The organism is Pseudomonadota bacterium, assembly GCA_023229365.1.
GTDB lineage: Bacteria > Myxococcota_A > Polyangia > JAAYKL01 > JAAYKL01 > JALNZK01.
On sequence record JALNZK010000145.1, the window covers coordinates 1 to 12,833 of the forward strand.

Annotated in this window: 5 protein-coding genes; 2 read left to right on the forward strand and 3 right to left on the reverse strand. The window is 71.0% G+C overall.

Annotated elements, in window-relative coordinates; genetic code table 11:
• A partial coding sequence (gene ptsP, locus M0R80_28060; GenBank protein MCK9463494.1) for a phosphoenolpyruvate--protein phosphotransferase occupies nucleotides 1–1,207 on the forward strand: 1,207 nt, incomplete at its 5' end.
• The gene (locus M0R80_28065) at nucleotides 1,204–2,613 is read left to right on the forward strand and encodes a sulfatase-like hydrolase/transferase (protein ID MCK9463495.1); all 1,410 of its coding nucleotides are present in this window, start codon (nucleotides 1,204–1,206) and stop codon (nucleotides 2,611–2,613) included. The genes ptsP and M0R80_28065, both read left to right, overlap by 4 nt.
• Before the next feature lie 98 nt (nucleotides 2,614–2,711).
• On the opposite strand, the gene M0R80_28070 is transcribed toward M0R80_28065, so the two are convergent.
• The 3 genes from M0R80_28070 to M0R80_28080 form a co-directional block, all read right to left on the reverse strand.
• The gene (locus M0R80_28070) at nucleotides 2,712–4,760 is read right to left on the reverse strand and encodes a transglycosylase domain-containing protein (GenBank protein ID MCK9463496.1); all 2,049 of its coding nucleotides are present in this window, start codon (nucleotides 4,758–4,760) and stop codon (nucleotides 2,712–2,714) included.
• On the reverse strand, nucleotides 4,757–10,339 hold the full coding sequence (locus M0R80_28075) for an MG2 domain-containing protein (GenBank protein MCK9463497.1): 5,583 nt from the start codon (nucleotides 10,337–10,339) through the stop codon (nucleotides 4,757–4,759). Before M0R80_28075 ends, M0R80_28070 begins: the two co-directional genes overlap by 4 nt.
• Before the next feature lie 196 nt (nucleotides 10,340–10,535).
• A complete protein-coding gene (locus M0R80_28080) occupies nucleotides 10,536–12,569 on the reverse strand; it encodes a urocanate hydratase (protein ID MCK9463498.1) in 2,034 nt (677 codons plus the stop codon).
• Nucleotides 12,570–12,833 lie beyond the last annotated feature (264 nt).

Below are 12,833 nucleotides of genomic sequence, written 5' to 3' on the forward strand. Positions count from 1 at the left end.
CGCGCCCGTGCTCGGGTTCTGCACGGAGAGAGGGTCGCGCACGAGCCACACCGCGATCGTCGCGCAGTCGCTCGGCATCCCCGCGGTCGTGGGCGCGCCGCGGCTCACCCTTCACGTCGAGGCGGGGGACACGGTGATCGTGGATGGGCTGGACGGCGTGGTCATCGTGCGCCCGGACGAGGAGGAGCTGCGCCAGTACGAGGCGAAGGCGGCGCGGTATGCGGCGCTCGAGACCCGCCTTCGGGCCACCCGGGATCAGCCGGTCGAGACGATCGACGGGATCCCGGTCGAAATCCTCGCGAACATCGAGCTGCCGGGCGAGGCGCCGCTCGCGGTCGACTACGGCGCGTCGGGCATCGGCCTCTACAGGACCGAGTTCCTGTTCCTCGATCGCGACGCGCCGCCGACCGAGGAGGAGCAGGTCCAGACGTACGCCGCGCTGGTCCGATCCGTCGGCGATCGGCAGGTCGTGTTCCGGACGTTCGATCTCGGCGCGGACAAGCTGATGCGCGACGATCAGAACCGCGAACGCAACCCGGCGCTCGGCCTCCGCGCGATCCGGCTCGGGCTGCGCGAGCGCCAGATGTTCACGGCGCAGCTCCGAGCCCTCCTGCGGACGGCGGGCGTATGCAATCGCGAGCTCAAGGTGCTCCTGCCGATGGTGAGCGGCATCGAGGAGGTTCGGGAGATCCGCGCCATCATCGGGCGGGAGCGCGACGCGATCGGGGCGGCGGCCGGCGACCTGCTCGTGGGCTGCATGATCGAGCTGCCGTCGGCGGTGCTGTGCGCGGATCTGCTCGCGAAGGAGGTCGACTTCTTCTCGATCGGGACGAACGACCTCATCCAGTTCTGCCTCGCGATCGACAGGAGCAACGATCAGGTCGCGTACCTTTACACGCCGTACCACCCGTCGGTGCTGCGGGCGATCGAGGCGGTGATCGCCGCGGGACGCGGCGCCGGGATCCCGGTCGCGATGTGCGGCGGCGCCGCGGCCGAGCTGAACCTCGTGCCGCTCCTGTTCGGGATCGGCCTGCGGATCTTCTCCGTGCCGCCGACGATGATCCCGTTCATCCGCGCGGCGGTCCGGTCGTTCTCGGCGGCCGAGGCCGAGGATCTCGCCGCCAGGGCGCGATCCTCGAGCATCCCGTCCGAGATCGAGCGCCTCGCCGAGCGGTTCATGCGCGGCAGGATGAACGGTGTGCCATGAGCGGGAGCGTCGCACTTCGGGTCGTTGTTTCGCTCGCGTTCGCGTTCATCGCCGCCTGCTCGACGTGCAAAGAGAAGGAGCAGCCGCAGGTCGTGCGGGGACGCCCGGACGTCGTCATCGTCTCGATCGACGCGCTGCGGGCGGACAGGCTCGGCGCATACGGCTACCGGATAGGCACCTCGCCAGGGCTCGACGCCTTCGCCGAGGAGAGCGTGGTATTCGACGCGCACCACTCCCAGGCGCCGGCGACGCTTCCGTCGCACGCGTCGCTGTTCACCGGGCTCGATCCGGATCACAACGGCGTCCTCTCCAACGGGTTCTACAGGTTGGGCGCGGGCGCGACGACGCTCGCGGAGCTCTTGTCAGGCGCCGGCTATCGCACCGGGGCCGTCGTGGCGAGCAGCGTCCTCTCGAAGGAGTTCGGGTTGGACCAGGGGTTCGCGTCGTACGACGCCCGGTTCGAAGCGAGCCACCGGATGCCTCGGATCGACGCGAAGACCGTGACAGATCGTGCAGTCGCTTGGTTGGATCAGCGGAGCAGCGACGAGAGCGTCCTCCTATTCTTGCACTATTTCGACACGCATAAACCGAACGTTGCGCCGAGCCGCTTCGCGTTCGCAGACCGGTACGATTCGGACGTGGCCTACGTCGACGAACAGCTCTCGCGCCTGTTCGCCGAGCTGAAGCGGCGCGGTCGCTATGAAGGCGCGCTCGTCTTCGTGACCGCGGATCACGGCCAGAGCCTCGGCGAGCACCACCTCTCTGGGCACACGGGCATCCTCTACGAGCAGACGCTCCACATCCCTTTGATCGTGCACTTCCCCGGCGGAGCTGAGCGCGGGCTGCGCGTCGCGGCGTTGACGCGATCCGTAGACGTCATGCCGACCGCGCTCGCGGCGGCGGGGATCGCGGCTCCGGCCGGGATCGACGGCATCGACCTGTCCGGGCTGGCGCGCGGCGAGCCCGAGCGAACGCCGCGGGAATCGTTCGCCCTCGCACGCATCGAGATCCTGCCCCAGCTAGATCAGGTCTCACTCATCTCCGGGCGCTGGAAGCTGGTGTCGAAGACGGCGTTCGAGCCGATGGACGATCAGCCTCTTGTCGAATTTCCGGTCCAGAGGCCGGGCTCGAGGATCCCTGCCGTCCTCCCGGACGCGCTGGTCGAGAGGGTTCGGCGAAAGGCGCACGAGATCGCGGCCGGCAGCCCGGACGTGCGGCAGCTGTTCGTTCTCGAGGCGGATCCCGCCGAGGAGAGGAACGTCTACGGGGCCTATCCGGAAGTGGCGCGGGAGCTCGAGGCGAAGGTGGAAGGGCGTATCCGCGCGAAGCCCGGTGCGCCGGGGGGCCAGTGCCCGCTCGATGACCAGATCGAGGAGCAGCTGCGCGCCCTCGGCTACGTGTTCTAGATAGCCGATCCTCGGTCCAGATCATTCCGCCGGCTTTCTGCCGCGCGAGGACCGCATGAAAAGGCCAACACGCGTTTCTACGCAGGTGGCCGGCCGCTTCATCTTGTCTGATCCAGCCCCCGCCCGCCGGCGTGCGCCTCGCGCTCCATGAACGCGGCGACGTCGGGCGGGTAGCGCGTCTCGACGCGATCGCCCACCCGGACGTGCCACGAGCACGCCCTCTTCGGCGCGCTCCCGATCGCGAAGTGCTCGCGCTTGGCGTGCGGGCAGTCTTTCGAGGCGAGCTCGCCCGAGAGCGGGCAGATGTCGGCGGCGACCACCGCGGCGGGCCGTTCGGGCAGGGTGAGCCTGCGCCCGTCCGCCGCGAGCAGGAGCCCGGCGCGGACGAGCGGCGCCGCGGCGTCCATGGCGATGAGCCCGTGCGTCGGCCGGCCCGAGAAGTTCCCGGCCCACGCGGCGACCGTGACCTGCTCGGTGACGCCGATCGCGACGGTGTCGGCGAAGCCGCGTGACGTTCCGGTCTTGAAGGCGACGTCGAACGGCAGATCGTCCACCGGGAGCGCGTCACCGAACATCGGACGCCTCGCCTCCGCGTCCGAGAGCACGTCCATCACGAGCCAGGCGGTCGCGGAGGAGAACAGCTCGACCTCCGGGGCGCTCGATGGCTGCCATCGGGCGCCGCCAGTGAGCCGGGCGCCCCGCACGGCGCTCGGGCGCACGACCCGCCCGCCGCGCGCGAGGAAGCCGTAACCCGCCGCGAGATCGACGAGGCGCACGCGCGTCGCGCCGAGCGCGAGCCGCGGGCCGTACGCGTCCGCCTCGCCGGGCACCTCGCCGACCCCGGCGCGCCGGAGGAGCGTGATGAGCCGCTCCTCGCCCACCTCCTCAAGGACGTGCACCGCGGCGAGGTTGTACGACCCCGCGAGCGCCTCGCGGTACCGCACCGGGCCGCGCTCCCTCTGCGTGACCTTGGTCACGGTGTAGCCCGACTCCACGTCCCGCATGTCGGCGGCGAGCGTCGCCGGGCTCGCGCCGGCCTCGAGCGCCAGCGCGTAGACGAACGGCTTGAGGGCGGAGCCCGGGTGGCGGCGCCGCGTCGCGATGTTCAGCTGCCCGCCGTCGGACTCGACGCCCTGGGAGCCGACCATCGCGAGCACCGCGCCCGTCCGCGTGTCGAGCACGACGAGACCGGCCTGCTCGAGCCCCCGGCCCCCGAGGTCGCGGACGTGCGCCGCGAGCCTGCGCTCGAGCCGCTTCTGAAGGGAAAGGTCGAGCGTCGTCTCGACGACCCCGCCCCGGGCGCGCACGTCGGCCGGCAGCGTCGCGAGCACCCAGTCGCAGAAGTGGGGCGCGAGGATCTCGACCCCACGGAGCTGCGGATCGATGCGCTCGGCGCGGATCCTGCGCGCCTCGTCCTCGGAGATCTGCCCGCGCGTCTCGAGCAGGTCGAGGACGTGATCGCGGCGCGCGAGCGCGCGATCGAGGTGCCGCAGCGGATCGTACAGCGCCGGGGAGCGGGGCAGGGCGGCGAGCAGCGTCGCCTCCCCGGAGCTCAGCGCGGTCGCGGACTTGCCGAAGTACGTGCGTGCGGCCGCCTCGATGCCGTAGGCGCCGCGGCCGAAGTACGCGCGGTTGACGTACTGCTCGAGGATCTCCTTCTTGCCGAGGGCGCGCTCCAGCCGAAGCGCGAGGATCGACTCCTCGATCTTGTTCGCGAGCGAGCGCTCCTCGCCCGGCGAGTGGATCATCCGCATGAGCTGCATCGTGATCGTCGAGCCGCCGTAGCCGATCTTCCCGCCCCGCAGGTTCAGCCACGCGGCGCGGGCGATCCCGACGGGGTCGACCCCGGCGTGGAGGAAGAAGCGCCGATCCTCGGAGGCGATGAGCGCGAGCAGGGCGTGCGAGCGGATCTCGTCGAGGCGGACCCAGCCGTCCCGTCCGGGCCGCCCGTCCGCGCTTTCAACGCGGCGCAGGGTGTTCCCCGCGCGATCGACGAGGACGAGGGGACCGCCGGTGTCGGGCGAGAGCGCGCCGACGGGGTAGGGGAAGCAGAGCACCGCTACGGCAGCAACGCCGCAGGCCAGGGCCGCGACGCCGAGCGCGGCCAGCGCGAGACGCTTCGCCCATGCCGCGACGCGGCGTTTCACTTGCCGACCTCGAGGACGTACGCCGCGGTCCGGCCGTTGATGTCGGGCTCGTACATCGCCTCGGCCGTCGCGGGGGGCGCCGCGAACCGGCCCGGCGTGCCGGCCCGCGCGAAGTACTCGAGCACGAGCTCGCCGGCGCCCATCCGATCCGCGAACGCGAGCACGCGATCGTCGCGAAGCTCCGTGTGCGTCCACCCCGGCTTCCAGTAGTCGTCGTCCTCGGGCGGCGTGCCGTAGACCTGCTCGGCCGTCGCGAACCGCGTGTTGACCGGCTCGAGGCCCGCGGGGAGCCTGTCGACCACGGCGACGTAGTTCCGGTCCTCCGCGGTGCGGACGGTGACCTTGATCCGAACGAGCTCTCCCACCGCGACGCTCTTCTTGGGTGCGTCCGAGGCGGGTTCGAGCAGCTCGCGCGTCACCGTGAAGCCCCTGTCGACGGGCTTCGCCCGCTCGTCGCGGATCGAGGCGTCGAGCCGCACGACGTGGCGCGCCGGTCCGTCCACCGAAATCTCGAGCGCGCGGGAGGCAGCCCCGGCGCGGAACGGCTTGCGGATCGACAGCACCTGGTGGCCGACGAGGCGGCGTTGCGCGATCGTGTCGCCGTCGAGGCGGATCGTCACCGCGAGCTCTCCCTGCGCGCCGGATCGCGCCCAGTCGGAGAGCGCGACGAGCGCATACAGGTTGTCCTGCGTGTTCGCCCACCGCCCCGAGCTCTTCTGGCCGCGGCGCAGCCCCTCGGCGAGGAGCGGGATCGACGGCTCGTCGCGGTTCGCCCGCAGGAGCGCCGACAGGACGATCGCCTCGGTGCGCACGTTCGAGCTCATGTAGGTGCCGAGGTCGCGCCCCGTCTCGCGGACGTGCGCGACGCCGTTCGACCGCTCGACGAGCGACGCGAGCTCGGACTCGAGCGTCTCGGCCTGCTCCTTGGCCGAGGAGTCCGCGGCGAGCGCCATGAGGAGGAACGCCCTGCCGTAGACCGGCAGCCCGCGGCGTTTCTCGTACAGCCGCGCGTTGAGGCCGGCGTCCGGCTTGCCGAGCTCGGTGAGGACGTACGCGGCCATGGCGAGCGTGCCGTTCTCGCCGTCGGTCGGCATCGTTCGGCTCTGCTGGTCGATCCAGGACTTGAGCGCCCCGACGCCGCGCGCGATCGCCTCCTCGTCCACCGCGGCGCCCGCGCGCTTCGCCTCCGAGAGGCCGTAGAGCGCGAAGACCGTGAGGTGCGGGTAGGTGCCGCCGCCCGGCCACAGGCTGAAGTGGCCGTCCTCGTGCTGGTGGCGGACGACCTTCTTGAGCCCGACGTCGATGAACCGCTTGAGGCGCGGGCCCTCGAGCTCCTCGAGGCCGATGGATCCCGCGAGGTCCTTGACCTTGAGCAGGGGGACGAGGCGCGAGAGCGTCTGCTCGAGGCAGCCGTACGGGTACTCGACGAGGTACTTGAGGCTCGGACCGAGCTCGGCGAGGCCGGAGCGATCCACGACGATGTCGAGCTCGCTGTCACCGGCCACCGCGCCCTCCGGCTGCGCGGCGGAGATCTTCGCCGTGCCGTCGAGCGCGCCGCTCGACAGGACCTTCGAGTCGCGGAACACGGGCCGCTCGACCGGCATCGACACGCTGACCGCGTCGTCGAACGCGCCGAGGCGCCCGCTGAAGGAGAAGCTCGCCTTCTTGACGTCGCGGACCTTCGTCTCGAAGCGCAGTGTCCTCGATTCCCCGTCGGCGAGCGCGACCTTCTTCTCCCTCGCCGCGACGTCGCACCCGGTCGCGCGGACGGAGACCGTCGCCTCGCCCTTCGCGCCGGTCGAGTTGCGCACCTCGACGCCGACCTCGAGCGAGTCGCCGCTCGAGATGAAACGCGGCACGAGCGGGCGCAGCATGAGCGGCTTGGCGATGGTGACCCTCGAGTCGCCGGAGCCGAACTTCGCGCCCGCGTCGGCGGCCACGGCCATGATCCGGAACGCCGTCAGATCGTCGGGCGCCGTGAACTCGAAGCTCGCCTCGCCGCGCGCGTCGGTGACGAGGGCGCCCGCGAAGAACGCCGAGGAGACGAACCGGGTCCGCGGGGCGGACGAGCCGCCGCCCGAGTCGCCGCCCTCGTCCGGATCCTTGCTCCGCGGGTCGTTGAGCCGCGCGATGCGGTTCAGGTTGGCGGAGTTGTCCACGCCGAGGCCCCACGGCGCGTAGAACGCGGCCATCGGATCGGGCGTCTTGAAGGCGATCAGCTTGAGCACGCCCTCGTCGGCGACCGAGACGGCGACCTCGGTGCGCGCCGGCTTCCCGCCCGACGTGACGCGGACCTTGGCACGAACCCGCTCGCCGGGCTCGTACTTCGGCCGCTCGGTCTCGATCGCCACGGCGAGGCGCGCGTGCTCGGCCGAGACCTTGAGCTCCGCGACGCCCATCTGGAACCGCGGGCGCTCGCGATCACCCTCGCCGGTGCGCCCCTTGACCACCGCGAGCGTCGCGTAGACGTTCGGCGCGTACGCCGGGACGATGGGCACCTCGACGCCCTGCCCGACGCTCTCGAGCATCCGCACCTCCGCGTCGAGCACGCCGTTGCGCTCGACGGTGAGCAGGGCCGCCGCGCGCCCGAGCGAGCTCCTCGGCGCGAGCCGCGCGATCTCCCCCGGCGCGTACTCGGACTTCGACGCGACGACCGACATGCGGACCGACTCGTCGCCGCTCCAGAACGCCTCCCCCTTCCCGAGCACCCAGACGAGCGATGACGCCGCGATGTCGTTGCCGCGCGCGTCCTTCGCCTCGATCCGGATCGCGTACTCGCCGGGCTCGTCCGGCACGATCCGCTCGATCGCCGCCCCGGTCGCCGGGATGTCGATCGGGCGCGACCAGATCACCTCGTGGTCGGTCTTGCACTCGGGGTACGATCGCCAGGTGCCGCGGTATTCGCAGCGCTGCCGCTCGCGGACGTACTTGAGCGTCGCCTTCTGCGCGATCCGCTTGCCGTCCGGCGACACCGCGACCGCGTGCACCGCGAACGGCATCCCGACGGCCTGCACGCACTCCTCTGCGTGGAGCCCGACGTACGCGGCGGACTTGTGCGCGGTGACCGAGGTGCGCTCGGTCACCGACTCTCCGGTAGAGTCCTCGGCCGTCACCTGGATGACGTAGTCCTCGGGGCCAACGATTCCGGTCTCGCTGTCCGAGACGTCGAACGAGAACCTTCCGCGCGCGTCGGTCGTGCCGCTGCCGTCCGAGACGAAGCTGTACGACTCGTTCTCGTACCGGCCCCACCACCAGGTGCCGTATCCGTCGGCGACGTCGTCGCGGAACGTGTAGCTCGAGAGCCCCTCGAACGAGAGGTAGTGCGGCCGCCGCATCACGGACCACTGCACCCCGGCGCCGGCCACGGGCGCGCCGAAAAGGTACGACGCCTCGGCCGAGACCTTCAGGCGCTTGCCGAGCCGAGTGTGCCTCTCGGGTGTCGCGAGCTCGATCTCGTAGCTGACCTTCTTGAACTCCTCGACGTAGAAGGTCTCGTTGAAGGTCTGATCGTCGATCGTGGCGCGCACGTAGTAGTCGCCGAGGCTCGCCTCGGTCGAGAGCGGGAGATCGATCGTGAAACCGCCGAACTCGCTGAGCGGAACGGCGCGATCGAGCACTGTCTCCCCCCGGCTGTCCTCGACGTGGAGGGCGATCCGCTTGCCGTCCGGGACGCTCGGCTCGCGCATGAGCTCCACCGTGCGGATGAGCCCCTTGAGATGGACCTTCTCGCCGGGCCGGTACACGCCGCGGTCGGTCATCAGGAAGCCGCGGTAGCGCGTGCCGGCACCGCGGTAGTCCGCGTCCACGCCGAAGTTCCAGATCTGGATGCCGTTCGACCAGTTGCCGTCGACGACCGCGAGATCGCGGCCGTGCGTCACGGTGGCGACGAGGCGGCGGGAGCGCCAGGTGTCGTACTCCCCGTAGCCCTCGCCGTCCGCGTCGTCGCTGTTCGAGGCGCCGTCGTCGAGCAACTCGTCCGCGCCCGGGAAGCGGACGAGTCCGTCCGCGTCGGTCTCGCCGGTGTAGACCTGCTTGCCCTGCGGCGAGTAGACCCGGACCGTTGCGCCGGCTTGTGGCGCGCCGTCCGAGAAGCGCGTCACCCAGATGATCCCGGAGGACGAGCCGACCTTGAGGAGCACGCCGAGATCCGTGACGTTGGCGAGCACCCGCCTGCGGCCGCCGTCGCGCCACGAGTCGTCGCCGCGCTGCGTGAGCTCCTCGGAGGTGACCTCCGCGAGGTAGATCCCCCGCGCGCCGTTGCCGCCGCACATCTTCTTGAGGTCGAGATCCTTGAGCTTCCACGCGTCCACCTCGCCCGCGGCGCGGAGGCGGTTCTTCCTGTTCTTCAGCTTGAGCGCCTTCCAGTCGAGCTTCCCGTCGGAGCCCGCGTCGTACCACGGGTCGTAGTTCATCGCGCCCGTGAGCAGGCCCACGACGGCGCGCTCCGGGATCGCCGCGCAGTCGACGTCGAACTTCTTCAGGTTGCGCGTCCATACCGGGTACGCGCCGTTGCGGTTCAGCGCCTCGACGGCGAAGATCCCGGTCTCCATCTCGAGCCGCGGCCGCGCCACCCCGGTCTCGAACGCGAACCTCCGATCCGCTCCGAGCCGTTGGCCGTAGACGTCGGTCAGGTCGCCCCGGATCCGGAACGCGTACTCGGTTTCGGACGAGAGATCGACGATCGCGCGGAACTCGGTGCCGGAGGCGTCGAGCGAGCCCCGCTCGAGGCCCGGGATCGCTGGCTTCGCGACGAGGTGCTCGCGCAACGCCTCCGCGGACACAGGCGTCGCGAAGCCGATCCGGATCTCGACCTCGTCCGACCAGACGTCGTCGCCCTCGGGCGCGAAGCCGAGCACGTCGAACGCTGCGTAGGTCGCGAGATCGAGCTCGTACGGCGCGGCCATCGGCGTGTCTCCGCCGGCACCGGCGAGCCCCTCGCACGCGAAGGTGTACGACGAGCCCTGCGCGAGGGCACGCGACGGCGAGAGCGTCATCTCGGTCCCGACGAGGTCCGAGCCGGGCGCGACGACCGGCACGCGCTCCGCCCCTTCGGCGGACTCGATGACGCAGAGCATCTCGAGGTCGGCGGCCGCGACGTCTTGGTTGAACCTGAGGCCGAGCCGCGGGAGCGGCGGGAGGCTCCGGGCGTCGAAGCCGAACGCCTCGACGATCTCGAGCGGCTTGTAGACGAACGTGAACTCGGCGTCCGCGCCGTCGACGTGCGCGGCGAGCTCGCCCGAGAGCCGGACCGTGTAGGTCGTCGAGGGCGTGAGCTCCTCGGCCGGCTCGATGACGAGCGTCTGGCGATCGTCCCACATCGCGGCGAGGCGCCCGGCGGGGGTCACGGTGAAAGGCGGGCTCTCGAGGCCGACGCCGACCTCCCGCTCGCCGACCATCGGCTGGTCGAACTGGACGCGGATCGCCTGGTCCTCGCCGCCGAGCACGGCGTTCTCGGGCCACAGCGCCCGCGCGGGCACGGACTTTGGCGGCTCGGTCGCGGTGCCGCCGCAGCCCTGCGGCAACGACGCGGCGATGACGACGGTTGCGAATAAGAAAGCGCGTGCTGCGTTCGTTTTCATTTTGGACCTCTCGCGCGATCCGCGGCCCGAGGTGACCGGCGGTGCCGAAGCAAGCTTTCCAGGGTCCTAGAGCAACCGGCGTACCACATTCGGGACGAGGAGGGCTCTCGGTAAATTCCATAGAGTATTCGCGGAAATGCAGTACGGGCGGCTTTGCTCCGAAACAAGGGAGTCTACCCGTTGCAGCAGGATGCTGCTATTTGCCGTCTCCGAACGCCAGCCTCACCGCGTCGTCGACGAGCGCGGTGTCGGCCTTGTTCGGCAGGGTGACGTTCATTCCGGGCTCGGACGCCATCGCCTTCTGCGACGCGTAGATCGCGCCGTCGTTGCCAGCCCACGCCCGCCGCGCGAGCCCGTTCGAGACGTCCCACGAGAGCATCATCCGCGCCCTGCGCCCCGCGTCGGCGGAGCCGTCGAGCAGCATCCCGAACCCGCCGTTGATCACTTCGCCCCAGCCCACGCCGCCGCCGTTGTGCAGCGACACCCACGTCGCGCCGCGGAACGCGTCGCCGACGAAGTTCTGCACCGCCATGTCGGCCGTGAACTTCGAGCCGTCGCGGATGTTCGACGTCTCCCGGTACGGCGAGTCCGTCCCCGACACGTCGTGGTGATCGCGGCCGAGCACGATCGGGCCTGAGACCCGCCCGCCAGCGATCGCGTCGTTGAACGCGAGCGCGATGTCTATCCGGCCCTGCCGATCCGCGTAGAGGATCCGCGCCTTGGACCCGACGACGAGCGCGTTCTCCTTCGCCCGGCGGATCCAGCGAACGTTGTCGAGCATCTGCTGCCTCACCTCGGGCGCGGCGGTCGCGGCCGTCTTCTCGAGCACCGCGGCGGCGATCGCGTCGGTCGCGGCCAGATCCTCGTCGCGGCCCGTGCAGCACACCCACCGGAACGGGCCGAACCCGTAGTCGAAGCACATCGGCCCCATGATGTCCTCGACGTAGGACGGGTACTTGAAGGATCCGTCCTCGCGCACGACGCCCGGCGCCTTCGCGCGCCCGGCCTCGAGCAGGAACGCGTTGCCGTAGTCCCAGAAGTACATGCCGCGCGCGGCGAGCGCGTCGATCGCGGCGACGTGGCGGCGCAGCGACTCGTACACGCGCTCCCTGAACCCCGCCGGGTCGTCGACCATCATCCGGTTCGACGCCTCGAGCGTCATGCCGGCCGGGTAGTAGCCGCCGAGGAACGGGTTGTGGAGCGACGTCTGATCCGAGCCGAGCTCGACCTCCGCGCCCGCGGCCGCGAGCCGCTCCCAGAGGTCGACGACGTTGCCGAGGTAGCCGAGCGACAGGGGCCTGCGCTCCTTCCGCGCCCGCTCCACGCGCCGGAGCACCTTGTCGAGATCGGTCTCGTACTCCTCGAGCCAGCCCTGGTCGTGGCGCGTCTTGAGCGCCTTGGGGTTCACCTCCGCGACGACGCCGATCGCGCCGGCGATCACGGCGGCCTTCGGCTGCGCGCCGCTCATGCCGCCGAGCCCGGAGGTGACGAACAGCCTCCCGGCGAGATCCTCGTCCGGCGCGAGGCCGAGGTGCAGGCGCCCCGCGTTGAGCAGCGTGATCGTCGTGCCGTGCACGATCCCCTGCGGGCCGATGTACATGAAGCTGCCCGCGGTCATCTGGCCGTAGGAGGTGACGCCGAGCGCGGCGTGCACGTCGTAGTCCGCGCGCGTCGAGTGGTTCGGGATCATCATCCCGTTCGTCACCACGACCCGCGGCGCGTCCGGGTGCGAAGGGAAGAGGCCGAGCGGGTGCCCGGAGTAGAGGACGAGCGTCTGCTGATCCGTCATCTCGCTCAGGTACCGCATGGCCAGCCGGTACTGCGCCCAGTTCTGGAAGACCGCGCCGTTGCCGCCGTACGTGATGAGCTCGTAGGGGTGCTGCGCCACCGCCTTGTCGAGGTTGTTCTCGATCATGAGCATGATCGCCGCCGCCTGCGCGCACCGCGCCGGGTACTCGGAGATCGGCCGCGCCTTGATCTCGCGGTCCGGCCGCAGCCGCCGCACGTAGATCCGCCCGTCCGTCGCGAGCTCCCGCGCGAGCTCCGGGGCGAGCTCGGCGTGCATCGATTCCGGGAAGTAGCGCAGCGCGTTGGCGACGGCCTGCCGCCGCTGGCGCTCGTCGAGGACCTGCGGCCGCTTCGGCGCGCGGTTCACGCCGGGCTCCTCCGGCGGCATCGCGGGCAGCTCGTTCGGGATTCCGGCGCGGATCTCGTCGTGGAGGTTGCTCATGGCCCTTTTCGTAGGGCGCGCGAGCGAGATGAGTCAAGGGCAAAGGGACACACCGCTGCGACCGCGCTCTCGGCGGCGGACCCGCCCGCCGTCCGCCGCGTGGCGATCGCCGTCGCCCGCCGTCGCCCGCCGCCGTCCGCCGGCGTCGCCGCCGCTCACGGTGACGCGCAACTGCGAATATCCGCGTCTTTCCTGATTCCGCCGATTCGGCACACATCGTGGTTCCCGCCGCGGCGTGCAACAGGCAGCCCGACAGAGAGAGCC